Source organism: Stenotrophomonas sp. CFBP 13724, assembly GCF_014841975.1.
GTDB lineage: Bacteria > Pseudomonadota > Gammaproteobacteria > Xanthomonadales > Xanthomonadaceae > Stenotrophomonas > Stenotrophomonas lacuserhaii.
Window position 1 is genome coordinate 339,188 of the sequence record NZ_JACYUW010000001.1, and the last position, 24,392, is coordinate 363,579.

Annotated in this window: 23 protein-coding genes and 1 tRNA gene; 12 read left to right on the plus strand and 12 right to left on the minus strand. The window is 65.4% G+C overall.

Annotated elements, in window-relative coordinates:
- Positions 1-156: 156 nt before the first annotated feature.
- On the plus strand, positions 157-1,662 hold the full coding sequence (locus IFT63_RS01420; protein WP_042614599.1) for an alanine/glycine:cation symporter family protein: 1,506 nt from the start codon (positions 157-159) through the stop codon (positions 1,660-1,662).
- A gap of 57 nt (positions 1,663-1,719) precedes the next feature.
- Positions 1,720-2,496, plus strand: a complete 777-nt coding sequence (locus tag IFT63_RS01425) for a TrmH family RNA methyltransferase (RefSeq protein WP_197974260.1) — start codon at positions 1,720-1,722, stop codon at positions 2,494-2,496.
- A gap of 189 nt (positions 2,497-2,685) precedes the next feature.
- Here the strand turns inward: IFT63_RS01425 and IFT63_RS01430 are convergent, their stop codons facing one another.
- Positions 2,686-4,023, minus strand: coding sequence for a YcaO-like family protein (locus tag IFT63_RS01430; protein ID WP_192083035.1), 1,338 nt, complete (start codon positions 4,021-4,023; stop codon positions 2,686-2,688).
- A 450-nt stretch (positions 4,024-4,473) separates the two neighbouring features.
- On the opposite strand from IFT63_RS01430, the gene IFT63_RS01435 reads away from it, so the two are divergent.
- On the plus strand, positions 4,474-5,943 hold the full coding sequence (locus IFT63_RS01435) for an amino acid carrier protein (protein ID WP_192083036.1): 1,470 nt from the start codon (positions 4,474-4,476) through the stop codon (positions 5,941-5,943).
- A gap of 51 nt (positions 5,944-5,994) precedes the next feature.
- On the opposite strand, the gene IFT63_RS01440 is transcribed toward IFT63_RS01435, so the two are convergent.
- The 4 genes from IFT63_RS01440 to IFT63_RS01455 all read right to left on the minus strand — a co-directional run bounded on the left by IFT63_RS01440 (position 5,995) and on the right by IFT63_RS01455 (position 9,185).
- Entirely contained in the window at positions 5,995-7,416 is a 1,422-nt protein-coding gene (locus IFT63_RS01440; protein ID WP_192083037.1) for a M28 family peptidase, read from the minus strand.
- A 188-nt stretch (positions 7,417-7,604) separates the two neighbouring features.
- Positions 7,605-8,018, minus strand: a complete 414-nt coding sequence (gene mscL / locus IFT63_RS01445; protein WP_192083038.1) for a large-conductance mechanosensitive channel protein MscL — start codon at positions 8,016-8,018, stop codon at positions 7,605-7,607.
- Positions 8,019-8,070: 52 nt separating this feature from the next.
- Complete coding sequence (locus IFT63_RS01450; protein ID WP_192083039.1) at positions 8,071-8,778, minus strand: fumarylacetoacetate hydrolase family protein; 708 nt, start codon at positions 8,776-8,778, stop codon at positions 8,071-8,073.
- Between the two features lie 131 nt (positions 8,779-8,909).
- The gene (locus IFT63_RS01455; protein ID WP_042614606.1) at positions 8,910-9,185 is read right to left on the minus strand and encodes a hypothetical protein; all 276 of its coding nucleotides are present in this window, start codon (positions 9,183-9,185) and stop codon (positions 8,910-8,912) included.
- 182 nt (positions 9,186-9,367) lie between these two features.
- Between IFT63_RS01455 and IFT63_RS01460 the strand changes: the two genes are divergently transcribed.
- A complete protein-coding gene (locus tag IFT63_RS01460) occupies positions 9,368-9,703 on the plus strand; it encodes a Rieske (2Fe-2S) protein (RefSeq protein WP_042614607.1) in 336 nt (111 codons plus the stop codon).
- A gap of 216 nt (positions 9,704-9,919) precedes the next feature.
- Here IFT63_RS01460 and IFT63_RS01465 read toward each other — a convergent pair whose 3' ends face one another.
- From IFT63_RS01465 to thiS, 4 genes are all read right to left on the minus strand, one after another.
- Entirely contained in the window at positions 9,920-11,767 is a 1,848-nt protein-coding gene (locus IFT63_RS01465; protein WP_192083040.1) for an SLC13 family permease, read from the minus strand.
- A gap of 29 nt (positions 11,768-11,796) precedes the next feature.
- Complete coding sequence (trmB, locus tag IFT63_RS01470; RefSeq protein ID WP_192083041.1) at positions 11,797-12,531, minus strand: tRNA (guanosine(46)-N7)-methyltransferase TrmB; 735 nt, start codon at positions 12,529-12,531, stop codon at positions 11,797-11,799.
- Positions 12,531-13,325, minus strand: a complete 795-nt coding sequence (locus IFT63_RS01475; RefSeq protein ID WP_101100860.1) for a thiazole synthase — start codon at positions 13,323-13,325, stop codon at positions 12,531-12,533. The genes trmB and IFT63_RS01475 overlap by 1 nt, the downstream gene beginning before the upstream one ends.
- 181 nt (positions 13,326-13,506) lie before the next feature.
- Positions 13,507-13,707, minus strand: coding sequence for a sulfur carrier protein ThiS (thiS, locus tag IFT63_RS01480; protein ID WP_042614611.1), 201 nt, complete (start codon positions 13,705-13,707; stop codon positions 13,507-13,509).
- Between the two features lie 186 nt (positions 13,708-13,893).
- Between thiS and IFT63_RS01485 the strand changes: the two genes are divergently transcribed.
- The 8 genes from IFT63_RS01485 to IFT63_RS01520 all read left to right on the plus strand — a co-directional run bounded on the left by IFT63_RS01485 (position 13,894) and on the right by IFT63_RS01520 (position 21,593).
- A complete protein-coding gene (locus IFT63_RS01485; protein ID WP_192083042.1) occupies positions 13,894-15,708 on the plus strand; it encodes an autotransporter domain-containing protein in 1,815 nt (604 codons plus the stop codon).
- Between the two features lie 124 nt (positions 15,709-15,832).
- A tRNA-Gly gene (locus IFT63_RS01490) sits at positions 15,833-15,906 on the plus strand.
- 128 nt (positions 15,907-16,034) lie between these two features.
- Positions 16,035-16,913 carry a 30S ribosomal protein S6--L-glutamate ligase gene (gene rimK, locus IFT63_RS01495; protein WP_042614613.1) on the plus strand — a complete coding sequence of 293 codons (879 nt, stop codon included), beginning with the start codon at positions 16,035-16,037 and terminating at the stop codon, positions 16,911-16,913.
- Between the two features lie 249 nt (positions 16,914-17,162).
- Positions 17,163-17,657, plus strand: coding sequence for a hypothetical protein (locus IFT63_RS01500; RefSeq protein WP_042614614.1), 495 nt, complete (start codon positions 17,163-17,165; stop codon positions 17,655-17,657).
- A gap of 143 nt (positions 17,658-17,800) precedes the next feature.
- Complete coding sequence (locus IFT63_RS01505) at positions 17,801-18,289, plus strand: hypothetical protein (protein ID WP_192083043.1); 489 nt, start codon at positions 17,801-17,803, stop codon at positions 18,287-18,289.
- 146 nt (positions 18,290-18,435) lie between these two features.
- Positions 18,436-19,113, plus strand: a complete 678-nt coding sequence (locus IFT63_RS01510) for a response regulator transcription factor (protein ID WP_042614615.1) — start codon at positions 18,436-18,438, stop codon at positions 19,111-19,113.
- On the plus strand, positions 19,106-20,449 hold the full coding sequence (locus IFT63_RS01515; RefSeq protein ID WP_192083044.1) for a HAMP domain-containing sensor histidine kinase: 1,344 nt from the start codon (positions 19,106-19,108) through the stop codon (positions 20,447-20,449). Before IFT63_RS01510 ends, IFT63_RS01515 begins: the two co-directional genes overlap by 8 nt.
- Positions 20,450-20,675: 226 nt before the next feature.
- Positions 20,676-21,593: a hypothetical protein gene (locus tag IFT63_RS01520; RefSeq protein ID WP_192083045.1), complete on the plus strand. Its 918-nt coding sequence runs from the start codon at positions 20,676-20,678 to the stop codon at positions 21,591-21,593.
- 28 nt (positions 21,594-21,621) lie between these two features.
- Here IFT63_RS01520 and coaE read toward each other — a convergent pair whose 3' ends face one another.
- Genes coaE through IFT63_RS01535 form a run of 3 tightly spaced genes read right to left on the minus strand, consistent with a single transcriptional unit; the run spans position 21,622 to position 24,362 of the window.
- Positions 21,622-22,239 carry a dephospho-CoA kinase gene (gene coaE / locus IFT63_RS01525; protein WP_192083046.1) on the minus strand — a complete coding sequence of 206 codons (618 nt, stop codon included), beginning with the start codon at positions 22,237-22,239 and terminating at the stop codon, positions 21,622-21,624.
- Complete coding sequence (locus IFT63_RS01530) at positions 22,236-23,099, minus strand: A24 family peptidase (protein ID WP_192083047.1); 864 nt, start codon at positions 23,097-23,099, stop codon at positions 22,236-22,238. Before IFT63_RS01530 ends, coaE begins: the two co-directional genes overlap by 4 nt.
- Before the next feature lie 3 nt (positions 23,100-23,102).
- Positions 23,103-24,362, minus strand: a complete 1,260-nt coding sequence (locus tag IFT63_RS01535; RefSeq protein ID WP_192083048.1) for a type II secretion system F family protein — start codon at positions 24,360-24,362, stop codon at positions 23,103-23,105.
- Between the last annotated feature and the right edge of the window lie 30 nt (positions 24,363-24,392).

Below are 24,392 nucleotides of genomic sequence, written 5' to 3' on the forward strand. Positions count from 1 at the left end.
ACGGCCGCTGGCCGTCAGAAGGTAGTGACGGGCGCTGGCCGTCATTCATCGACATTGACGGCCAGCGGCCGTCACTACCGTGCGTTCGCCAGCTAGAATCAACCGGTTCCCCTCAGCCGACGGGACGTCCCTTGTTCCGCCGACTGGAGAGAGCGCGTGGAAGCAGCCGTACATTTCATCAACAGCATCATCTGGAGCAAGGCACTGATCTTCATGTGCCTTGCCGCCGGCCTGTATTTCAGCGCCCGGACCCGTTTCATGCAGATCCGCGGTTTCTTCGAAATGTGCCGGCTTACCGTGGCCGGTGAGAAATCCGATGCCGGCGTTTCTTCGTTCCAGGCACTGGCCATGTCGATGGCCGGCCGGATGGGCATCGGCAACATCGCCGGCGTGGCCACCGCCATCGCCTTCGGCGGTCCCGGTGCGATCTTCTGGATGTGGGTGATGGGCTTCCTCGGCGCGTCCACGTCCTACATCGAATGTACGCTGGCGCAGATCTACAAGACCAAGGACGCTGAAGGTCGGTACCGCGGTGGCCCGGCGTACTACATCGAAAAGGCCATGGGCCTGAAGTGGTATGCGATGGCCTTCGCGCTGGCCACGATCGTCGCCGCCGGCTTCCTGATGCCGGGTGTGCAGGCCAATGCCATCGCTGACAGCATCGTCAATGCCTGCCGCGGCGGCGCCCTGTGCGGCCCCTTGGACGGCCAGATGTTCGGCATGGAGCAGGTACAGGCGCTCAAGCTGGGCATCGGCGTGGTGGTCGCTCTGTTGCTGGGCGTGGTCATCTTCGGCGGCGTCAAGCGCATCGCCAGCTTTGCTGAAATCGTGGTGCCGTTCATGGCCGCCGGCTTCATCCTGATGGCCATCACCATCATGGTGCTCAATGCCGAGCGCGTGCCGGAAATGTTCGGCATCATCTTCGACAGCGCGTTCGGAACCCATGCTGCGTTCGGCGCGATGATGGGCCTGGCGGTGGAGTGGGGCGTCAAGCGCGGCATCTATGCCAATGAAGCCGGCCAGGGTACCGGGCCGCACGCCGCGGCCGCCTCGGAAGTCTCCCATCCCGCCAAGCAGGGCTACGTGCAGGCCTTCGCGGTCTACTTCGACACCATGATGGTGTGCACCTCGACGGCCTTCCTGATCCTGGCGGCAGGCACCTACAACGTCTATTCGCCGGAAGCCGGTGCGGCGCCCATCTTCCAGGGGCTTGCCGGCATCGCCGAAGGCGCCGGCTACGCGCAGGCCGCCGTGGAAAGCGTCATCCCCGGGTTCGGCGCCGCCTTCGTGGCGGTGGCGATCTTCTTCTTCGCCTTCACCACGATCATGGCCTATTACTACATGGCCGAGACCAACCTGACCTACCTCAACAACAACGCCAAGCGTCCGCTGACGGTGCTGGTGCTGCGGCTGGGCATCATCGGCATGGTGATCTTCGGTGCCGTGCACAACGCACAGCTGGCCTGGGCGCTGGGCGATATCGGCGTGGGCCTGATGGCCTGGCTGAACATCGTGGCCATCCTCATCGTGCAGAAGCCTGCGATGATTGCCCTGCGTGATTATGAGCGGCAGAAGAAGCTGGGCCTGGACCCGACCTTCGACCCTGTCGCACTGGGCATCAAGAATGCCGATTTCTGGCAGAAGAAACAGGAAGCAGCGTAAGTGAACAACCCCTGGAACAACCGTCGTCCGTCCGCGCGCCCGCCGCGCGCCACCCCGCTGCCGCGCGCCGATGCGCCGGCAGCGCCGGCGGCACGTGGAAATGGTGACGAACTGCGCCTGTTCGGCGTCAACGCCGTGCTGGCTGCCTTCAACCAGCGCCCGCAGGCGGTCCGCAAGATCTACCTGCTGGAAGGCCTGATCCCGCGCATGCAGCCGCTGCTGAAGTGGTGCGTGGCCAACCGGATCGGCTACCGCGTGGTGGAAGACGGGGACCTGAACAAGCTGTCCGGCACCACCCACCATGAAGGCGTGGTGGCCGATGTGCAGCGCGCACCGGTGCTGGAGCTGTCGCAGTGGCTGCAGCAGTTGCCCGAAGGCCCGGTGCTGGCGCTGTGGCTGGACGGCGTGGGCAATCCGCACAACCTGGGCGCGATCCTGCGTTCGGCCGCGCACTTCGGTGTCGGCGGCCTGTTGCTGGCCGAGGGCAGCACGCTGGGCATTTCCGGCGCTGCCGCGCGCGTGGCCGAAGGCGGTGCCGAAGCGGTGTCGCTGGTGCAGCTGCCGGCCACCGCAGAGGCGATGGCGCAGCTGCGCCAGGCCGGCTTCAGCCTCGCGGCCACCCTGGTCGAAGGGGGCAGCAACGTGTTCGCCGCTGACCTGCCGCAGCGACTGGTCTACGTGATGGGCGCCGAAGCTGAAGGCATGGACCGGGCCTTGGCTGCGGCGTGTGACCTGCAGGTCTCGATTCCCGGCAGCGGGGCGGTGGAAAGCCTCAATGTGGCGTCGGCAACGGCCGTGTTGCTGGCCCAGTGGGCGCGTTCCCGTATTGCCTGACCCTGCGGTTGTCTTTCATCCCATGGCCGGCGGCCGAAGCGGATAGCACGCTATAGGCGCGGCATCGCATTGTCTCTCCGATGCGGTGTTGTTGGCCGGTGCATCCGCTGGATGCCGCCCGTCGCGTGGGATGGGTCGCTGCGGCAGCCCGGCCGACTCCACGGCCGGGCTCTTTTTCGCGTGCCCGCGTCAGCCGTCGTTGGCCGCCGCGTCCAGTGACGCCAGTGAAATGCTCACCGGCACGCCGTTGAGCAGCAGGAAGCCGGCATCGAACGGCGTCAGCAGTACCTGCACGCAGGCCACGTCGCTGCCGCTCTGCGGCGAAGGATAACGTGCAAGCCAGACCGTCATGCCGCAACCACTGAAATTGTCATGCAGGTGTTGGATCCGCCCTGCCAGCGACCCCGCGATGGGGATCCTGGTGCGGCCGAATGCCACTTCCTGGAAGCCGCCCCTGCGCAGGATCTCCTGGATGTTCTGGACGCAGAACGGGCGCTGCTGCCCTTGCTGCATGCCCAGCAGTCCCTGCTGGTGGTGCAGCCCTGGCGCTGTGGCGCCACCACGGTGGCGGGCGCCGGACCAGGCAGTGAACTCATGCGCTTTGAGCAGACCACGAAGCGCGCGCGTGGCGGCGTGTTCGCAGCTGAACCCTGCCCCTGCGGTGACCCGGTAGGCGGTCCTCGCCGAGGTCTCCGCGCAGGCCAGATAGGTCGGAACCGTACCCCTGCCGCTGATGTCGAACAGGTGCACCGGGTGGCCCTCGCGTTGCCGGACCAGCTCCAGCAGGCTTCGGATCGGCGGCGGCAGGGTCGCCATGTCCACTTGGAGCAGGTAGCGTTGCTGGCGCAGTGCAAGCCCTTGTACCGCGAACAGGCCGGCCGCCATCCGCTCCTGTGCGGCCAACATCCCCAGCAGCAGCGCTTCCTCCTGCGTGGGCCCGGCGGCGATGCTGTGGGTGCTGCCGTAGGCACGCAGCAGGTGATAGTCGAAATCGTCGTGCAACGCGCTGGCGTGTACGACCGTGCTGGCATCGCACAGGAAGGTCGGATGCAGCAGGACCACCGGTACCGGCAAGGTGCGTTCGCCGCCCAGTTCCTGCAAAGCGATGAGGGCCATGCGGCGCTCCGGTTGCTCGGCCAGGATCGGTACCAGGTCGCTCAGGGCGTCTTCAACATCAGGCAGTTGGAGATAGTCCGCGACCCTGCAGGCGTGCAGTTCCGAGGTCTGCCAATGGGTGGCATGGATGATCTGCGCGATGGCGGCATACATGCCCGAACGGGTCGCCTGGGCGGAGTCCGCGCCGACGCCGCAACGTTCGATGTCGTGCCCCACCCACGCGGCACTGTCCAGTTGGATCATGTGCAGGTGAAGCCCCTGTTCCTGCATGTGGAGGTTTTCGAGCGGCACGTGCAAGGCGCGGATGAACGCGTGTCCGGCGGTGTTGGCGGCGGCGTTGGGCGTTGCGCATTCCAGCGCCTCTACGTCCAGGAGGGCGGTGGAGGCCACGGGCAGGGGACGTGCGTTCATCGTAGGACAGCTCCTTGGTTGCATCGCTGCTGCATCACGCCCGACGCCTCATCGCGGGAAACGACAAGCGCCAGGACTACGCCGGAAGGCGGGCAGCGGGGCCGCAGTTGGCAGGACGATGCTCGGCTCAAGGGCCTGTCGCGGGGAACATCCGGCCCAGTCGATTCAGGATGGGTTTCGCAATGTGCGCGTCAGCAGGCTGTGCGTTGCGACAACGCGGTTCCATCGCGGTGCGGGAAGGGCCGGGAGGGTCAGGATTCCGGCTGCTGATGCTGCTCGATATCTGATTGGTGGGTAGGGAATCCCACTGATCCAGGCCGCTTCGATCACGCCAATGCCCACCACGGGTGCGTCCCTGCTTCGGCGCGACTTTCACAGCTTTCCTGATTGTTGGCGCTTCCTGCGCTGGGCAGTGTGGACATCACCCCCTCTGCCTCATGGAGTTGAGTCGTGAACATTGAGTCGATCGTTGGCGCCGTCGTCGCTATCGTCTGGAGTCCGTACCTGGTCGCGCTGTGCCTGCTGGGCGGCCTGTACTTCAGTATTCGCACGCGCTTCATCCAGCTGCGTGCCTTGCCGGAAATGCTGCGGCTGATGTTCAAGCACCGCGCGTCGGAATCCGGCCTGTCCCCGTTCCAGGCGCTGAACATCTCGCTGTCCAGCCGGGTCGGGGTGGGTAACATCGCCGGTGTCGCGATGGCCATCGCCTTTGGCGGGCCTGGCGCCATTTTCTGGATGTGGGTGGTGGCATTCTTCGGCGCATCCAGCGCGTTCGTCGAATCCACGCTCGCCCAGATCTACAAGCAACGCGACGCACGCGGCCAGTACCGCGGCGGTCCGGCGTACTACATGGAAAAAGGCCTGGGGCAGCGTTGGTACGCTGTGATCTTCGCGCTGTGCACCGTCGCCGCCTCGGCGATGCTGGCCGGTACCCAGTCCAATGCGATCGCCAGCGCATTGCATGAAGCCTGGGACCTGCCGGCGCAGGCCAGCGCGGTGGGCGTGGTGCTGCTGCTGGCACTGATCATCTTCGGCGGGGTGCGCCGCATCGCCGCGGTGACGCAATGGATCGTGCCGCTGATGGCCACCGCCTACCTGCTGGTAGCGCTGGTGGTGATGCTGCTGAGCTACGAGCGTATTCCGGAGGTGCTCCTGCTGATCATGCGCAGCGCGTTCGGCCTGGATGCGACCTTCGGCGCGATGATCGGCGTGGCGATCCAGTGGGGCGTGCGCCGTGGCGTACTGTCCAACGAGGCGGGCATGGGCAGCGGCGCCCACCCGGCGGCAGCGGCCGAGGTCTCCCATCCGGTCAAGCAGGGGCTGGTACAGGCGTTTTCGGTGTACATCGACACCATGGTGGTGTGCAGCGCGACGGCGTTCCTGATCCTGTCCACCGGCATGTACAACGTCTACGATCCGGTGGTGAACGGCGTGCCAGACCAGGCGCGCATGGTGCTGGACAACCTGCCGGGCATGGAAGCGGGGCCGCGATTCGTGCAGCACGCGGTGGAATCGGCGTTGCCCGGATTCGGCAAGTCGTTCGTGGCGCTGGCTATCCTGCCCTTCGCCTTCACCACGATCCTGGCGCTGTACTACATGGGCGACACCAACGTCAGTTACCTGTGCCGCGACAAACCATCGGGGTGGATCGTCAACGCCTTCCGCGTGCTGTTCCTGGCGCTGGCCGCTTACTCGGCCATCAACAGCGCAACGCTTGCCTGGACCCTGGGCGACATCGGCGTGGGCATGATGAGCTGGCTCAACATCATCGCCATCCTGCTGCTGCACAAGCCGGCACTGGCGGCACTGCGCGACTATGAAAGCAGCCGCAAGGCGGGCATGGACCCGGTATTCGATCCTGATCGGTTGGGCATCAAGGGGGCAAGCTTGTGGCAGCGCATCACCGCAGGGATGCGCTAGGCGTCGTGCGCCCGGGTTCGCCCTGGCGCAGTGGTCCGTGGCCCGGGTCGCTTATTCGCCCGGGGGCACGGTCGCCTTGGCCTCGCTGCCGAAGCTTCCATCGGCATCGGCGGCCAGGTAGGCGAAAACGGTATAGGCAGCTACGTTCTGCGCCAGCGCCTTCGGGTCGATCTTGTCCAGCGTGTCGTCGGCGGTGTGATGCAGGTTGAAGTAATCCGTCCCATCCTGCGCCAGCCATGCCCATGCGCCGCCCTTGGCAGCGAGCGGGCCGATGTCCGGGCCCGGACCGCCCTTGTCGGCAACGTACTCGATGCCCAGCGGCTTGAGTACCTCGGCGATCTGGCGGGTCGCCTCGCGCGATCCTTCCGGGTTCGGTGATCCGGTATTGAAGGCGTAGATACGGCCGGCGCCGAAGTCGCTTTCGGCCGCCACCTGGTGCAGCACGATGTCTTTGGCGTGCGCTTCGGCATAGGCCTTGCCGCCGTACAGACCCTGTTCCTCGTTGGCGAAGGCGACCACCCGGATGCTGCGCTTGGGCGCCTGCTTCAACTGCCCGATCAGGTGCCCCGCCGCCATGGTGATGCCCACGCCGGCCGCATCGTCGATGGCGCCGGTGCCCAGGTCCCAGGAATCCAGGTGGCCGCCGATCACCACGACTTCCTTGGGCAGCGTGCGTCCGGTGATCTCGCCGATCACGTTGTAGGACGTCGCCGTGCCATCCCACCCGCAATCCAGCGCCAGGCTCACGGTGGTGGTGCCGCGCGCGACCAGGCGCGCCAGCTGGTCGGCATCGGGCACGGACAAGGCGGCCGACGGCACCGGAGTCAGCCCGTCGTCATAGCGGGTGATACCGGTATGTGGGACGCGGTGGGAATCGGTGCCGGCCGAACGCATCAGGAAACCGACGGCGCCCTTGCGGATCGCCTCGGAGGGCCCCTTGCTGCGGATCGCGCCGCCGCGCCCATAGTCGCGGCCATCGCGGAACGGCAGCATCTGGTAATCGACGAAGGCGATCTTGCCCTGCAACGAACCGGCCGGTGCGGCCTGCAGCGCGGCCAGGTCGGCAAAGCGCACCACTTCGGCCTGCACCTTACCGCCCGGGCTGCCGCCCAGTGCGGTGATCGCCAGCGGCTGGGCATGCGCGCCGACCACGGCGGCGTGTTCGCTACGGCGCTCCCACTTGGGGAAGGTCACCGGCTCCTTCCAGACCTTGTCGAAACCCAATGCCTTGAAGCGTGCTTCGGCCCAAGCCACGGCACGGGCATCGGCCTCACTGCCCGCGATGCGGGGGCCGACCTCAGTGGTCAGCGATTCCACCACCTTCCAGCCGGTGTCGTCCGCCAATGCCTGCTCGCGCAGCTGGGCTGCGGTGTCCAGCGACGCCGGGGGCAGGGTCGTGATGCGCGGTGCGGCGAACGCTGGTGAGGCCAGCAGGGCAAGGGAAGAGGCGATGGCAAGAACGCGGCGGCGCATGCAGAGGACTCCGGCAGGGGGCATAAGCGTCTGAGCTTAGCAGCGTCATGGCCGGGGTCATGGGCCCTAGGTCATGTCCATCGGAAATAAGCAGAACCGGACAGATGGCGCAAAGGGGACATGCAAAAGGGGTCAGGTTCCTCTACCGCGCAAAGGAACCTGACCCCGGTGTCGTAGACGGTAGCCGCTCAGGCCTGCGGGCCGGACAGCTTGTCGCGGATTTCGCGCAGCAACAGCACTTCTTCGCTCGGGCCCTTCGGCGCGGCTTCTTTCTTCTTCGACAGGCGATTGATGCCCTTGATCACCAGGAAGATCGCGAAGGCCACGATCACGAACTGGATGATGGTATTGATGAAATCACCGTAGCCGATCACTACGGCAGGGATCTCCGCGCCATCGGCGGCGATGCGTGCCGGTGCCAGTGTCCAGACCAGGTCGGAAAAATCCACTTGGCCGATCACCCACCCCAGCGGCGGCATGATGATTTTCTCCACCAGCGCGGTGACGATCTTGCCGAAGGCAGCGCCGATGACCACACCGACGGCCAGGTCGATGACGTTGCCACGCGTGGCGAATTCCTTGAACTCAGTGATGAATCCCATTGAGGCCTCCTGAAAAGTGGGGTGTTCGCGTTGAAGGCTAACGCAGCTGACGTCAGCCCGCGATGACGCCGTGGCGCTCGCCGACGTTCTCCAGGCGTGCACTGAAACGGTCGCCCGGCTGCAAAGCGGCCACGCCGGCCGGGGTGCCCATGAACACCAGATCGCCGGCGCGCAGCTGCCATAGCTGGGACAGCTCGTGCAGGATCTCCGGCACGGTCCAGATCATCTGGTCCAGCAGCGATTGCTGGCGCACTTCGCCATTGATTTCCAGTGACAGGTTGAGTGCGGCCAGGTCTCCCACTTCACCGGCGTGCACGATCTCGCTGATCGGTGCGGAGGCATCGAAGCCCTTCGCGGTATCCCACGGATGGCCCTTCTGCTTGGCTGCGGCCTGCAGGTCGCGGCGGGTCAGGTCCAGGCCGACCGCATAGCCGTAGACCAACGACAGCGCCTGCTCGACCGGCAGCACGCCTTCGGGTGCATCCACGCCGATGGCCACCACCAGTTCCACCTCGTGGTGCAGGTCGCGGGTGGAAGGCGGGTAGGGGATCACATCATCGTGGCCGACCACGATGGCATCGGCCGGTTTGCTGAAGAACATCGGCTTGCCGCGTGCCGCTGCGTCCGGCACCCCCGCGCCCATTTCCTTGGCGTGGTCGGCGAAATTGCGGCCCACGCAATAGATGCGGTGCACCGGGAAGGTGCCACCGCCCACTACCGGGATGCGGGGGATGGGCTGGGCAGGAATTACATCGGTCATGCGCACGTCCTAACAATCAGGTCGTCGCAGTGTAGCGCCGGTAGCGCCGAGCCATGCTCGGCGAGCGCAGCGGTGTGCACTGGACACTGTGACGACCAACGGTCGTCACCCACCACCTGCCACCCAGCGGATCAGTGCGTTGGCAACGCCGGCTTGCGCACTACGCGGTACTCGCCTTCCACCACGTTGGCGTCAACCCCCCGTGCGGGCGTCTTGCGCTGTGCCAGCAGCTTCCAGGCCAGGCCGGCCATGATCATCGCCGCACCCACGAACACACCAACGAACACCATCACGCCCAGGATGGCGACGCCGAGCAGACCCACCGCTACGCGCACCAACGGATGACGCGGCTTGCGTGGCGCAAACAGGGTGCGGAACTGGCCGAACTGGAAGGTGCGGTTGATCATCGGTAACTCACTTGGCTGAAATCAGCGAGCGACCAGTATCGTTGGGATGCTTCTTCCACTGAGTGAAAAAATCGTTAATTCGCAGGGCGGTTCATTGCAGATCAAGGACTTGCGTTCATGTGACATCCAGCCACAAACATTGGCGTGCGACAATCGGAGTTCTTCCTAAAGTAGAGTCAGAAATGACCGACCAGCCGTTGATCGCCCTCGAAACCGTTGCCGACGGCGGCTTCGCCGAGACCGAGGTGCTGATCGAAGGTGACGCGGAATCGCTGGTGATCCATCGTGACGGTGACAGCGTGCGCGGCTTCCTCAACATCTGCCCGCATGCCGGCCGACGCCTGGATTGGGCGCCGGGGCAGTTCCTGAAAAGCCGTGAAGGCCATCTGGTCTGCGCCGCGCATGGCGCCTCGTTTGCATTGGACAGTGGCGAATGCGTGGCCGGACCGTGCAAAGGTGACCGGCTGCGTGCGGTGCCGCTGCAGGTGCGCGATGGACAGGTGTTCCTGGCGGAATGACGGCAGGGATTGACGGCCAGCGGCCGTCACTACCGGCAACGCATCGGTAGCGCCGCAGGCAGCGGCAGGAGCCGCTGCCAACGTCGCTTGCGACGGCCCGGAGGGTGCCGGTCAGGAAGACCGGCATAGCCATGCTCGGCGAGCGCAGCGGGACAGAGCAACCGCGTGACGACCAACGGTCGTCACCCGCCGGGGCAGGCCGTCATCACCGCTGCCTCAGAACATGATGTTGATCATCGCTACCACCACCATCGTATAGACCAGCGACAACGGTGCGCCGACCCGCCACAGCTCACGCGGGGTGTAATTGGCCGGGCCGGTGATCATCGAAATCACCGGATTGGAGGCGGTCATCAGGTTGTTGGACGCCGACAGCGCCACGATCAATGCGAAGGCGGTGGGATTGCCGCCGGCGGCCAGCGCCAGGTTCACCGCGATCGGCACCATCACGATGGTCGCCCCCACGTGGCTGATCACCAGCGAGAACGCCGTGGTCAGCAGCGCCAGCGCCACTTCCAGCACCCATAGCGGGATGCCTTCGGGCAGTTTGTCGATGGTGTGCCCGGCCACCCAGGCCGCCGCGCCACTGGAATCCATCGCCCAGCCGAGCGGAATCAGCCCGGCCATCATGAAGATGGTCTTCCAGTTGATCGATGCGTAGGCCTCGTCCATGCGCAGCACGCCGGTCAGCAGCATGCCGGCCACGCCGGTCATCAGGGTCAGCGCCACCGGCAGCTTGGAGGTCAGCGCGATCAGGATGGTCAGCGCGAAGATGCTCATCGCGATCTTGAACTTGTGCGGGCGCTGTTCGCCCTTCGGGTAGTCGGTGACGATGACGAACTCGCGGCCGCGCGCGGCCTGTGCCAAGTCGGTCCAGATGCTGTGGAAGACCAGCATGTCACCGGCGCGCAGCTGTACATCGCGCACGTCCTCGCGGATCACCTGCTTGTCGCGGTTGATCGCCAGCAGGCTCAGGCCGCGCTCCTTGCGCAGGCGCAGTTCGGCCGCGCTCTTGCCGATCACATCCGACGTCGGCGGCACCACCGCTTCGGAAATACCGGCACGGCTGGGGTTGAACAGGTCGCCCAGGTGCTTCAGCCGCGAGGACATGCGCAGGAACTGGTTCTGCGCGAAATCGCTGACCAGCTGGCGTGACCCCATCACCCCGATCACGCTGCCCACCCAGATGCGCATCTCCGCCGGCGGCGCCAGGCGGGTGTCGTTGCCGGTCTTGAGCGCCAGCAGCAGCGGCGCATCGTGCAGGGTTTCGGCCTCGCCCAAGGTCATGCCGACCATCGGGCTTTCGGCCGTAACCACCAGTTCGAAGACATCGCCTTCGATGCCGTAGGTCTTGGCGAAGTAGCTTTCCGTACGCGCCGGGGTCACCCCGTCATTTGCGAGCGTTTCCTCTTCCACCAGCTTGCGGTCGCCATAGAAGTGGAAGTACAGCAGCGCGGCAACCAGCAGGGCCACGCCGATCGGCAGCGGGGCGAACATCCGCAGCGGTTCGATCGTGGCCAGGCCCGAAGGCAGGTTGTTGTTGGCCGAAGCCAGCAGATCGTTGAGCAGGATCAGCGGCGAGTTGCCGACCATGGTCAGCGCACCGCCCATCACGATGGCCGCGGCGATCGGCAGCAGCAGGCGCTGCAGGGTCAGTCCGGTGCGCGCGGCCAGCCGCGAGGCCACCGGCAGATAGAGCGCCATCACCGAAGGGTTCTGCATGAACGAGGAGTTCAAGCCGGCGATCGCCGTGGTCATGATCAGCAGCCGCTGTTCCACCCCGTGGCCGCGTCGCAGCAGCCAGGCGGCCAGCCGGTTCAGTGCGCCGGTGCGGTCCAGGCCCGCGCCCAGGATGGTGGTGGCGATGATGCTCATCACCGCGTTACCGGAGAACCCACCAAAGATTTCTTCCGGCGCGATCAGGCCGGTGACGCCCAGCACCACCAGCACCACCAGCGCGACCACGTCGGCGCGGATGCGCTCGAACAGGAACATCGCCATCGTGAAACCGACCAGCCCCAGGACGAGCTTCATATCGGTGGTCAGCGTCAGCGCGGTTTCCATGGGGGCGCGATCCGGTCGGTATCAGGGTGTCAGGTGCGGTCGTACAACAGGTCCCAGACGCCATGGCCGAGTTTCTGGCCGCGGGTCTCGAAATGGGTCTGCGGCCGCCATTCCGGGCGCGGCACATGCCCGCGCGGACCGGCCCGGTTGACCAGCCCGGCGGTGGCGTCGAGCACGTCCCACATCTGCTCGGCGTAGTCTTCCCAATCGGTGGCGCAGTGCAGGCGACCCCCGGGGCGCAGCTTGCGCACCAGCAGTTCGGCGAACGCCGGCTGCAGCAGCCGGCGCTTGTTGTGGCGCTTCTTGTGCCACGGATCCGGGAAATAGATGCGCACTTCGTCCAGCGCACCGTCGGCGATTTCCTTCTCCAGCACTTCCACCGCGTCGTGGTGGTACAGCCGCACGTTGTCGACATCGTCGTCAGCCAGCGCGTTCAGCAGCCTGCCCACACCGGGAGCGTGGACTTCGATGCCGATGTAATCGCGGCTGGGATCCTGCTGGGCAGCGAAGCGCAGCGCCACGCCATTGCCGAAGCCGATCTCCATCACCTTGTGCGCATCGCGGCCGAAGGTTGCGGCAAGATCACGCACTTCACCGCTGAAATCCAGGCCGAAACGCGGCCAGCGCTCATCGAATGCGCGCTGCTGCGCCGGGGTGAAGCGGCCCTGGCGGAGCACGAAGCTGCGGATCTCGCGGCGTCCTTCGTGGACGGTGAACGGCTTGGCCGGGGCCTTGGAGCCGGTACTGGAAAACGGGTCGGTCATCAGCCGATCAATCCATCAATGGGGGAAGAGGCGCTGGCATAGCGCTTGCGCGGGATGCGGCCGGCCAGGAAGGCTTCACGGCCGGCTTCGACCGCCTTGCGCATCGCGCTGGCCATCAGCACCGGGTGGCGCGCGCCGGCAATTGCGGTGTTCATCAGCACGCCATCGCAGCCCAGCTCCATCGCGATGGCCGCATCGGAGGCCGTACCCACGCCGGCGTCCACGATGATCGGCACCTTGGCGTCTTCGATGATCTGCAGCAGGTTGTACTTGTTCTGGATGCCCAGCCCGGAACCGATCGGTGCGGCCAGCGGCATGACCGCCGCGCAGCCGATCTCTTCAAGGCGCTTGGCCAGGATCGGGTCGTCGGAGGTGTAGACCATCACTTCGAAGCCGTCTTTCACCAGCATCTCGGCAGCCTTCAGCGTGGCGACCACGTCCGGATACAGCGACTTCTGGTCGCCGAGTACTTCCAGCTTGGTCAGGTTGTGGCCATCGAGCAGTTCACGCGCCAGCCGGCAGGTGCGCACCGCGTCTTCGGCGGTATAGCAGCCGGCGGTGTTGGGCAGGATGGTGAAGCGGTCCGGCGGCAGCACGTCCAGCAGGTTCGGTTCGCCCGGGTTCTGGCCGATGTTCGTGCGGCGGATGGCGACGGTGACGATCTGCGCGCCGGCGGCTTCGGTGGCCGCGCGGGTTTCTTCCAGATCCTTGAACTTGCCGGTGCCGGTGAGCAGGCGCGAGGCGTAGGTCTTGCCGGCGATGACCAGCGAATCAGAGGGGGCGTGATGGTTCATGACGCGATTATCGCATGGGGTAACCGGCGCCGGGGCTCGCCGCGCGAGGGCGTTGACGCGCCCGGTGGTGACGGCCGCTGGCCGTCTGCTTCTGTTGTGGTGGGTAGCGACCGTTGGTCGTCACGCTTCAGCCCGCCGCTGCGCTCGCCGAGCATGGCTCGACGCTACCCGACGGCAGGCGTCAACCACCGCCCAGCGCGTGCACGATCTCCACCACATCGCCGTCGGCCAGCAGATGGGTGGCATGCAGGCTGCGGGTGATGATCTCGCTGTTCACTTCCACCGCGACGCGACGTTCGAGCAGCTGCTCGTGCTGCAGCAGGTCGTGGACGGTGGCGCCGGGGGGCAGGGTGCGGGATTGGCCATTGAGCTGGATGTTCATGTCGCTATTGTCGCTGATACGGCCATGGCAGGCAGGTTCGGTCTGTCATCCATCGCTCAAGTGTGTTGTTCAAGGGACTCCAGGCGACAATGCATGCCGCGGCGCAGCGTGACTTTGCCTGCGCTGATGAAACCATTGCACCGTGCGCTGGCGTATTGCCGGCGCTTGATCCCACAGGAGTTCCCCATGTTGTCCAGCAAACGTCCCGTCCGCACCCTGATCGCTGCGGCGCTCGCGCTTGCCGCGCTGCCGGCGATGGCCGCCGATCCGGCTTTCAACCGCACGGTGTTCTTTGGCGACAGCCTGACCGACAGCGGCTACTTCCGTCCGCTGTTGCCGCCTTCGGTGCAGCCGGTGACCGGCAAGTTCACCACCAACCCGGCCTGGGTATGGGCCGAACACGTGGCCGACTACTACGGCACCAACGCCACCCCGAACGGCAATGGCCAGAGCGGTGACAACTATGCGGCCGGCGGCGCCACCGTGGCCACCGACCTGGTCGGCGCGCTCGGCCCGACCCCGTCACTGAAGACCCAGGCGGCCCGTTACCTGGCGGCCAATGGCGGCAAGGCCGATGGCAACGCCCTGTACACCGTGTGGGGCGGTCCCAACGATCTGTTCGGCATCACCAATCCGGCCCAGGCGCCGGCGGTGATCGGGGCGGCGGTGACCAACCAGATCGGCATCGTCGGCAGCCTGCAGGCCGCTGGCGCCAAGTACGTGATGGTGCCGAACCTGCCGGACATCGGCCTGACCCCGATGGCCCGCGCCGGCGGCCCGGCGGCCATGGCGCAGTACACCGCCGTGGCAACGGCCTACAACAATGCGTTGTATGGCGGCCTGACCCAGGCGGGCATCGAGTTCATCCCGCTGGACACCTTCACCATCCTGCGCGAGATCGTCGCCAGCCCGACCAACTACGGCTTCCGCAACGTCACCGACATGGCCTGCACCTCGGCCTCGTCGGTGACCTGCAACCCGACCAGCCTGGTCGCCCCCGATGCCGCTACCGCCTATGTGTTCGCCGATGGCGTGCATCCCTCCGCGGCCACCCACCAGATGCTCGGCCAGTACGCCGTTTCAGTACTGGAAGCCCCGCGCCTGCAGCAGGTGCTGACCCACTCGGCACAGACCATCGGCCGCTCGCGCGCCGACCAGGTCAGCCTGCACCTGGGCGGCGCCCCGGCCGATGGCCTGTCGTGGTGGGGTGGCGTGCGTGGCGACATGCAGCGTTACGACCACGCCGATCTGTACGACGGCCTGGCCCCAGCCGGCCTGTTCGGCATTGATTGGGCGCGCGACGGCATGGTCGTTGGCGGCTTCGCCGGCTATGGCCGGATGGATGCCGATTTCGGCAACAGCCAGGGCGACTTCACCCAGTCCGACACCACCGTGGGCCTGTTCGCCGGCTGGTATGGCGAACGCGCCTGGGTCAATGGCCAGGTCAGCTACAGCTGGCTGGACTACGACGTCACCCGCAAGGTGCACCTCGGCCCGGCCACCCGCGAACACAAAGGCTCGCCGGAAGGCAGCAACCTGACCGCCGCACTGAACGCCGGCTACGAGTTCGGCCAGGAAGGCAGCTTCCGCCACGGTCCGGTGGCCGCGGTGATCTGGCAGAAGGTCAAGCTGGACGGCTATCTGGAAAGCAATCCGAGCAGCACCGCACTGGGCTATAGCGACCAGGACGCCGATTCCACCGTCGGCCGCCTCGGTTGGCAGGCACGCCTGGACGGCGGCAGCATCAAGCCGTACGTGCAGGTCACCTACGACCATGAGTTCGAAGACCGCCAGGACGGCAGCGCCTTCCTGCAGAGCCTGCCGGGCGTGGGCAGCTACCGCGTGCCGGGCCTGAAGTTCGACAAGGACTACGCGACCGCCATCCTGGGTGCGCGCATGGAACTGTTCGGCCTGCAGAGCAACATCGGCCTGAGCGCGACCACGATGCAGAAGAAGGCGATGGACACCTCGATCTTCGCCAGCTTCAGCGGCGCGTTCTGACGGTGGGGTAGTGACGGCCGCTGGCCGTCATCGCAATGGGTAGTGACGACCGTTGGTCGTCACCTCCCGCACCACGGCGGATTGCGCTTTCCATGGCCCGCCGCCTACACTGTCGCCCTGCATTGCGGGTGTAGCTCAATGGTAGAGCTGTAGCTTCCCAAGCTACTGACGAGGGTTCGATTCCCTTCACCCGCTCCATCGCATGAAAAAAGGGGACGGAGGGGATTAAGTCGTTAACGGCCATGCTGCCGGATACGACTTAATCCCCTCCGTCCCCTTTTACGTGCCGCGCGCTATGCTTCGCGCTTCCGCACGGCCCGGCCCCGATGAAACTCGCCATCCTTTCGCGCAACAGCAAGCTGTACTCCACCCGCCGCCTGGTGGAGGCCGCGCGCAGCCGGGGCCACACGGTGCGCGTGCTCGATCCGTTGCGCTGCTACATGCGCATCGCCGCCGACGGTTTCAGCATGCATTACAAGGGGCGGCCGATGACCGGGGTGGATGCGGTGATTCCGCGCATCGGGGCCTCGGTGACCCGCTACGGCACCGCCGTGCTGCGCCAGTTCGAGCTGATGGGCGCGCGTACCCCGAATCCGTCCGACGCCATCCTGCGTTCGCGCGACAAGCTGCGCGCGCACCAGTTGCTGGCAGCCAAGGGCATCGACATGCCGATCACCGTGTTCGGCGACAACCCGGATGACACCGTCGACCTGCTGTCCATGCTGGGCCCGCCGCCGCACGTGGTGAAGCTCAACGAGGGCACGCAGGGCAGGGGCGTCATCCTGACCGAGAAGGCCAGTGCCTCGCGCGGCATCGTCGACGCCCTGCGCGGTTTGTATGCCAACTTCCTGATGCAGGAGTTCATCGGCGAAGCACAGGGCGCCGACCTGCGCTGCCTGGTGGTCGGCGACCACGTGGTGGCGGCCATGCAGCGCCAAGCGCCGGAAGGCGACTTCCGTTCCAACCTGCATGCCGGTGGCACCGCGCAGCCGGCCAAGGCCAGTCGTGCCGAGGCGCAGGTCGCGGTGAGATCGGCCAAGGCCCTCGGGCTGAGCGTGGCCGGGGTGGACCTGATCCGCTCGGCGCGCGGTCCGCTGGTGCTGGAAGTGAACTCCACCCCGGGCCTGGAAGGGGTGGAGGGGGCGTGCAAGGTTGATATCGCCGGGCGCATCATCCAGCACGTTGAGAAGATCGTAAGTCGTTGAAAGATGTGAAAATAACGTTTCTCTTTGTGCGTGAGACGCCGATTTAACGACCCTTTAATCGGCCCTGTCGTATCGTCCACCGAACCGCAGCTCTGCCTCATCAGCAGGATCGGTATCGGGATATGAAACTTCAGACCCGGACGGAGACGTCCGGGTCTTTTTTATGGATCGCGCCACCACGCCAGCGCCTCGCTTGATCGACCCGCCCATCGCTCGTACAGTTGGGTTTCGTTCATGGAGGAAGCACAGATGAAGTCAGTTCTGATAGCAGCACTCGCCGTCGCGTTCGGCATGGCCGGTGTCGCCCACGCCAAGATTGATTCCAAGCCCGCTCGCGATTCCGCGCTGGTGCAGCTGGATGTCGAGGAGTCCGTCGCCCAGCAGCTGGCCCGCGTGGAAGGGGCGCTGCACAGCGAGCAGTACAGCGAGATCGGCGTTGAGGACAAGAGCAAGGTCAGCGCCGCCATCGCGCGCATCCGCGACAACCTGGGCGCGCACGAGACCGTGGAGCAGGCCAATCCGGAAGCCCGTACGGCGATCTTCAATGATCAGGAAGTCATCAATACCATCCTGACCCGCGCCCATGCGGACAGCCGGATGGTGTGCCAGCGCGAGCGGCTGACCGGCAGCAACCGTCATACCAATGTCTGCATGACCGTGGCCCAGCGTCGTGAGGCGCGTGAAAACAGCAGCGACGTGCTGCGTAACTACAACCGAGTCAATCCGAAGGCCAGCACGCTGTAAGACGCGGCGGGGAAGGCGCCCGATCAGGCGCAGGAGACGCTCCTGCGCCTGCGGCTTCGGATGTATCGTCGGCGGTACTTTCCTCCCTTGATTCCTTCCTCACATGACTCTTACAGTCAGGGTTCTTTCAAGGGGAGACCCGCATGAAAACGCGTCACACGGTGGCCCTTGCCATCGCCCTCGGCTTGACCAGCCTGTCAGCCCAGGCCTATGTGCAGTCCGAATCGGCGGCCGGCAATACCCGGGCACCGGTCCAGCTCAACGTGAAGGTGTCCGCCCAGGAGCAGTTGGCCGGTGTGGAGCGCGCGCTGTACAGCGAGCACTACAGCGAAGTGAGCCTGGAAGACAAGAGCAAGGTCAGCGCGGCGATCAACCGCATCCGCACCCGGCTCGGCAACCACGACAGCGTCGAGCAGACCACCCCGCAGGCCCAGACCGACATCCTGAATGACCAAGCGGTGGTCAACACCATCCTCAGCCGGGCCCATGCGGACAGCCGCATGGTCTGCCGCCGCGAGCGCGCCACCGGCAGCAACCGGCCGGAGCGGGTGTGCCTGACCGTGGCCCAGCGTCGCAAGATGCAGGAAGATTCCAAGGAAGGCCTGCGTCGCTTCCAGCACACCAATCGGTGACCTTGACGCTACCTGCGCGCGGTTTCGTGTGAAATGTTAATGCCCGGGTCTGTATGGTTGGCGTCAGCCGGCAACAGCCCCCGGGTCGCAATCTGCGGGTTGCGGCCACGCCGACCCCGGCACCCCATCATGAAACAGAGGTCCCAGTGCGAATTCTCGTCATCGAAGACAACAGTGATATTGCCGCCAACCTCGGCGACTACCTCGAGGACCGCGGCCACACGGTGGACTTCGCCGCCGACGGCGTGACCGGCCTGCACCTGGCCGTGGTGCACGAGTTCGACGCCATCGTGCTGGACCTCAACCTGCCCGGCATGGACGGCATCGAAGTCTGTCGCAAGTTGCGCAACGAAGCGCGCAAGCAGACCCCGGTGCTCATGCTGACCGCGCGTGATTCGCTGGACAACAAGCTGGCCGGTTTCGATTCCGGTGCCGACGACTACCTGATCAAGCCGTTCGCGCTGCAGGAAGTGGAAGTGCGCCTGAATGCGCTTTCGCGCCGCGGCAAGGGCGTGCAGACCCGCGTGCTGGAAACCGGCGACCTGGAATACAACCTGGATACGCTGGAAGTGCGCCGCCAGGGCAAGCTGCTGCAGCTCAACCCGACCGCGCTGAAGATCCTGCAGGCGCTGATGGAAGCCTCCCCGGCCGTGGTGACCCGCCAGGAGCTGGAAACCCGCGTATGGGGCGAGGAACTGCCGGATTCGGATTCGCTGCGCGTGCATATCCACGGGCTGCGTGCGGTGGTGGACAAGCCGTTCGACGTGCCGATGATCCAGACCCGCCATGGCATCGGTTACCGGATCGCCGCGCCGGATGCCTGAAAACGCAGCACCCAGGCGGGCACGCCGGCGCGGACCTTATCGTCGCCGGCTGCGCAGCCGCATCATCGTGTCCTTCGTGCTGTTGGGCTTCTGCCTGACCACGCTGTTTGCGTTCGCCACCAACTGGGCGCGCATGCGGGTGGAGAACCAGCTCGTCGAAGACGTGATGAACCGAAATATCGACGAATATGCGCGGCGTTTCGCGTCTGATTCCAGTCGTAATCCCGATCTTCCCGTGCAGCAGATGTTCGCCCGGCTGGTCAAGCCGGACCGCTTCGAAGCGCTGCGCCAGGAAGAACCCGACTGGTACGAATTCACCGACGGCATCCACAGCGTCAGTGGCACCGATGATCGCGGCCAGCCGTATTCGTACAAGCTCGCCGTGCGAAAGACGCCCCAGGCGTGGTTCTTTCTTGCCTATGACATGACCGAAAGCCTGCGCGGGGAGACGCAGCTCAACCGCGCGCTGTTCCTGTCGGTGCTGGTGTTCAGCCTGCTGTCGCTGGTGCTGGGCTGGTGGTCGGCATCGAAGGTGATGAAGCCGGTTTCGGACCTGGCCAAGCGGCTGCGGGCCTACCGTGGCGGCACCAGTGATCCCGAACCGCTGGCCCCGCGCTTCCCGGACGATGAAGTCGGCCAGCTGGCGCAGGCGCTGGATGATTATTCGTCGCGGCTGACCGAAGTGGTGCAGCGCGACCGTGAGTTCAACGCCGACGTCAGCCATGAGCTGCGCACCCCGCTGGCGGTGATCCGCGGCGCCACCGAACTGCTGCTGACCCGGCCCGGGCTGGACGAAAAAGTACTGCAGCGCCTGCAGCGCATCCAGCGTGCCGAACAGCAGTGCAGCGATCTGATCGGTGCGTTGCTGCTGTTGTCGCGCAACGAGCGCGGGCAGGGCACCAGCAACGTGGCGCGGGTGGCCGAACAGCTGCTCGATTCGCACCGTGCGCAGCTGGGCGGCAAGCCGATCACGCTGACCCTGGAAGGCGCCCGCGACGTGATCGTGGACGCGCCGGAATCCGCGTTGTCGGTGGCGTTGGGCAATCTGATCGGCAATGCGGTGAAGTATTCGCAGGACGGCGAAGTGCGGGTGAACGTCGGCAACAATGCCGTATCGGTGGCCGACAGCGGCCCCGGCCTGAGCGAAGAAGACGCCGCCAAACTGTTCCAGCGCGGCTACCGCGGCACGCATGCCGGCCACTCGCAGGGCGGCGGCATCGGCCTGTCGATCGTCAGCCGCCTGTGCGACCTGTACGGCTGGCAGGTAAGCGTGCGCCCCGGCGGCGACCGCGGCGTAGTGGCCACCCTGACCTTCGCCCCGAAGCTGCTCGGCTGACCCGGAAATCGGTAGTGACGGCCGCTGGCCGTCAGCGCCTTCCCTTGGTGGGTGACGACCGTTGGTCGTCACGCCTTTGATTTGGTAGTGACGGCCGCTGGCCGTCAGCATCCTGCCGCTGCGCTCGCCGAGCACGGCTCGGCGCTACCGTCGGTTTTTCACCAGCTCGCACAGCGAGCACGCCTGCCGTACGCTTTAGGCCAAGGGCACTGAAACAGGAGGCGGGATGCGCTGGAAATCAGCAACCGTGGCACTGGCCTGTGTAATAGCATCAGGTGCTGTTGCATGGCGCTTACACCACGAAGAACCTTCTTCCAGAACGCCTTCGCTGAACGCAGTCGAATCACCTCCGACGAAAGCCGTATCCGAACCGGCGCATGAAACGCAGGCAGTGGACGGCCCGACTCCCGTGGCCGAATCCCGGGCTACCGCGTTCTGGCGCAGCCAGCAGTCAGCAGACCTTTCAGCCCTGCAGTGGCAGGCTGACCAAGGCAATGCGATTGCCCAGCGTGAGCTCGGCCAAGCGTACCAGCGATGCTTTCCAGCGCTTGCGAGCCCAACGGACGACTATCTGCGAAGCGCGCGCAACATGGCAGCGAATCTCACGACTGCAGAAGAACGCGCGCTGCTCGTCGGGGCTGCACAATTTCGTCTCCAACAATGCCAGTCACTGGATGGTGGGCAGCGCGTTCCTGCAGAGGCGGCCGCGCTCTGGCTCGATGCCGCCGCAACGCGAGGGGACGTACCTGCGCAGGCGATGGCGGCGTTCCGGTCGTCGGGCGAAGGCAGGCCGGAGCGTCTTGCGGCCGCGTGGGAGCGCGCATTGCGGGAGGCCGATGGGCGCGCCCTGCATGCCCTGTTGGGCAGCGAAGACAGTGCCGGCTTCACCCGCCACCTTGGCACGGTGGTCAAGCCAAATGACGCCTTGGCGGTCATGTCGGTTGTTGCGTGCAGAATGGGAGAGGCCTGCCAACCTGGCGGAGAGGTGATGCTGGAACTCTGCCTCAACGCCTTCCACTGCAGCGACCGTAGTTTCGAGGAGTTGATTTTCCAGCCCGGTGAGCTTGGTGATCGAGAACTCGCGATAAGGGCGCAGATCGATTCCGTCGTGCGCGTCATCGGACGCATGCAGGCGGTCGATTGAGGCCCGGTCCAACGTGCGGCGCGGCCGGTTACTGGCCGGCCAGCGCCAGCTTCAAATAAGCCCCATGCAACCGCTCCACCTGCGCCTGCAGCGCATCCGGGTGACCCTCATTGGCCACCACGTCATCGGCCAACGCCAACCGCTGTGCCCGCGTGGCCTGCGCATCGATCATCCGCTGCGCCAGCACCGCATCATTGCCATCGCGCTGCATCAGCCGGGCAAGCTGCAGGGCCTCCGGCGCGTCCACCACCAGGATCCGGTCCAGCCAGCCGTAGGCCGCACGCCCGCCCGCTTCGGTCAGCAGCGGGATCGCGGCCATCGCATAGGGTCCTTTCGCCTGCTCGCATTGCGTGCGCAGCAGCTCGCGAATCGCAGGGTGGGTGATCGCTTCCAGTGCCTTGCGTTCCGCTACATCGGCAAACACGTGGGCACGCAGCCGCGCGCGGTCCAGTGCGCCATCGCCCAGCAGCATGCCGGGCCCGAATCGCTTGGAAATCATCGCCAGCGCCGGGCTTCCCGGTGCCACCACCGCACGCGCAGCCAGGTCGGCATCGGCGACGGTCACCCGCAGCGCCTCGAAGCGCCGGGTCACCTCGCTCTTGCCGGAGGCGATGCCCCCGGTCAGGCCGACGACGAACCGGCTCATCGCAGGCCGGCGTATCTCAGATAGCCGTCGATCAACGGCTCGCCCCACATGAAGACCAGCCAGCCGGCGATGGCCAGGTACGGGCCGAAGGGAATCGGCGTAGCGCGGTCACGGCCCCGGCTGTACAGCCAGATCGAGCCCACCACGGCGCCCACCACCGACGACAGCAGGATGATCGGCAGCACGCCTTTCAGCCCGCACCACGCGCCCAGCGCGGCCAGCAGCTTGAAATCGCCGTGGCCCATGCCTTCCTTGCCGGTCAGCTGTTTGAAGATCCACCACACCGACCACAGCGACAGATAGCCCACCAGCGCGCCCAGCAGGGCAGGCTTGGCCGGCATGTACAGATTGTCGACTGCGCCGATCAACCCCAGCCACATCAAAGGCAGGGTCAATTGGTCCGGCAGCAGCTGGGTGCGCATGTCGATGCCCGACAACGCCACCAGGAAGCAGGACAGCACGATCGCGCCAAAGCCCTGCCAGCCGAAGCCGAACTGCCACACGCTGGCGAGCACCAGCACGGCAGTCAGCAGCTCCACCAGCGGGTATTGGATGGAGATCGGGGCCTTGCAATGGCGGCACTTTCCACCTTGGACCACCCAGCTGAACAGCGGGATGTTCTCGTACCACGACAGCTTGTGCTTGCAGTGCGGGCAGTGCGAAGGCTCCACCACGATGCCAGGCGGCGGCGGCTCGTAGATGTCCTCCTGCTCCAGCACCTCGTGCGCGTCGCGCTTCCACTGCCATTCCAGCCGCTTGGGCAGGCGCAGGATGACGACGTTGAGGAAGCTGCCGAGCAGCAACCCCAGGCCGGCCGCGGCGGGGTAGCCGAGGACCGGATGCTGGTCTAGAAATGCCATTTGTTATCCAACCACCGCGCCGAGTTTGAAGATAGGCAGGTACATACCGATCACCATACCGCCAACGACCACGCCAATGAAGACCATGATCAATGGTTCCAGCAGGCTGCTCAGCGCATCGACGGCATTGTTCACTTCCTGCTCGAAGTACTCGGCCACCTTGAACAGCATGGTATCCAGGGCGCCGGCTTCTTCGCCGATGCTGGTCATCTGCACCACCATGTGCGGGAAGATGTTGACCTGCTTCATCGCCATGTTGACCGGGTAGCCGACTGACACGTCGTCACGCATGCGCAGCACGGCCTCTTCGTACACCTTGTTGCCGGTGGCGCCGGCGACGATACCGAGTGCTTCCACCAATGGCACACCGGCCTTGAAGGTCACCGCCGTAGTGCGGGCGAAGCGCGCGATCGAGCTGTTGTGCATGATCTGGCCGATCACCGGTACTTTCAGGATGAAACGATCCATGCCGTGCTGCATCCGCGGCGATCGTTTATAGGCCATGACAAAGCCGACGGCAGCGCCAGCGACGACGATGAGGATCAGCCACCACCAGGCGACCATGAATCGAGAAAGATTCACGATCATCTGGGTGAATGCAGGGAGCTCGGCACCGAACCCTTTGAAGACGTCCTCAAACTGCGGCACGACAAAGATCAAGAGAATCGCCGAGACGATCAACGCAACCGCCACGACCATGGCCGGATAGAAAAGCGCCTTCTTGATCTTGCCCTTCAGCGCCTCAATGTTTTCCTTGTAGTTTGCGACCGTATCCAGCACGGTTTCCAGTACGCCGGCCCCTTCACCCGCGCGCACCAAGTTCCTGTAGAGCTCATCGAACTGCACGGGGTGGCGACTGATCGCCTCATGCAACGACGAGCCGCCTTCGATATCGGCCCGGATGGTGTCGACCATCTTTTTCATGCGGGGGTTCTTGTGTCCGCCGCCGATGATCTCCAATGCCGACACGATGGGTACACCGGACTTCATCATCGTCGCCATCTGGCGACTGAAGAAGGCGATGTCCTTGGGAGACACCGGTTTGCCAGCCTGACCGAACAGTGGCTTGCTTTTCGGCTTTACTACCTTGGGTGTGATGCCTTGGCGTCGCAGGTCTGCCTTGAGCAGGTTGGCATTCTTAGACAGCTGCTCGCCCTTCATCTTGACGCCACGCTTGTCGGTCCCCTCCCAGACAAACGGCGTCAGCTCCATAGTGTTGCGCACTACGGGCTCTTTTCTAATCGCACTGCGACTTGCTGACATTTTGAGCTCCCCGGCCTGCCATCCCCAGCA

What these genes read in the sequence shown, in the direction of transcription:
- IFT63_RS01430 (WP_192083035.1), bottom strand. Translation starts at nt 4,023, where the DNA reads ATGAACGCACGTCCCCTGCCCGTGGCCTCCACCGCCCTCCTGGACGTA.
- IFT63_RS01440 (WP_192083037.1), bottom strand. Translation starts at nt 7,416, where the DNA reads ATGCGCCGCCGCGTTCTTGCCATCGCCTCTTCCCTTGCCCTGCTGGCC.
- mscL (WP_192083038.1), bottom strand. Translation starts at nt 8,018, where the DNA reads ATGGGATTCATCACTGAGTTCAAGGAATTCGCCACGCGTGGCAACGTC.
- IFT63_RS01450 (WP_192083039.1), bottom strand. Translation starts at nt 8,778, where the DNA reads ATGACCGATGTAATTCCTGCCCAGCCCATCCCCCGCATCCCGGTAGTG.
- IFT63_RS01455 (WP_042614606.1), bottom strand. Translation starts at nt 9,185, where the DNA reads ATGATCAACCGCACCTTCCAGTTCGGCCAGTTCCGCACCCTGTTTGCG.
- IFT63_RS01460 (WP_042614607.1), top strand. Translation starts at nt 9,368, where the DNA reads ATGACCGACCAGCCGTTGATCGCCCTCGAAACCGTTGCCGACGGCGGC.
- IFT63_RS01465 (WP_192083040.1), bottom strand. Translation starts at nt 11,767, where the DNA reads ATGGAAACCGCGCTGACGCTGACCACCGATATGAAGCTCGTCCTGGGG.
- trmB (WP_192083041.1), bottom strand. Translation starts at nt 12,531, where the DNA reads ATGACCGACCCGTTTTCCAGTACCGGCTCCAAGGCCCCGGCCAAGCCG.
- IFT63_RS01475 (WP_101100860.1), bottom strand. Translation starts at nt 13,325, where the DNA reads ATGAACCATCACGCCCCCTCTGATTCGCTGGTCATCGCCGGCAAGACC.
- thiS (WP_042614611.1), bottom strand. Translation starts at nt 13,707, where the DNA reads ATGAACATCCAGCTCAATGGCCAATCCCGCACCCTGCCCCCCGGCGCC.
- IFT63_RS01485 (WP_192083042.1), top strand. Translation starts at nt 13,894, where the DNA reads ATGTTGTCCAGCAAACGTCCCGTCCGCACCCTGATCGCTGCGGCGCTC.
- rimK (WP_042614613.1), top strand. Translation starts at nt 16,035, where the DNA reads ATGAAACTCGCCATCCTTTCGCGCAACAGCAAGCTGTACTCCACCCGC.
- IFT63_RS01500 (WP_042614614.1), top strand. Translation starts at nt 17,163, where the DNA reads ATGAAGTCAGTTCTGATAGCAGCACTCGCCGTCGCGTTCGGCATGGCC.
- IFT63_RS01505 (WP_192083043.1), top strand. Translation starts at nt 17,801, where the DNA reads ATGAAAACGCGTCACACGGTGGCCCTTGCCATCGCCCTCGGCTTGACC.
- IFT63_RS01515 (WP_192083044.1), top strand. Translation starts at nt 19,106, where the DNA reads ATGCCTGAAAACGCAGCACCCAGGCGGGCACGCCGGCGCGGACCTTAT.
- IFT63_RS01520 (WP_192083045.1), top strand. Translation starts at nt 20,676, where the DNA reads ATGCGCTGGAAATCAGCAACCGTGGCACTGGCCTGTGTAATAGCATCA.
- coaE (WP_192083046.1), bottom strand. Translation starts at nt 22,239, where the DNA reads ATGAGCCGGTTCGTCGTCGGCCTGACCGGGGGCATCGCCTCCGGCAAG.
- IFT63_RS01530 (WP_192083047.1), bottom strand. Translation starts at nt 23,099, where the DNA reads ATGGCATTTCTAGACCAGCATCCGGTCCTCGGCTACCCCGCCGCGGCC.
- IFT63_RS01535 (WP_192083048.1), bottom strand. Translation starts at nt 24,362, where the DNA reads ATGTCAGCAAGTCGCAGTGCGATTAGAAAAGAGCCCGTAGTGCGCAAC.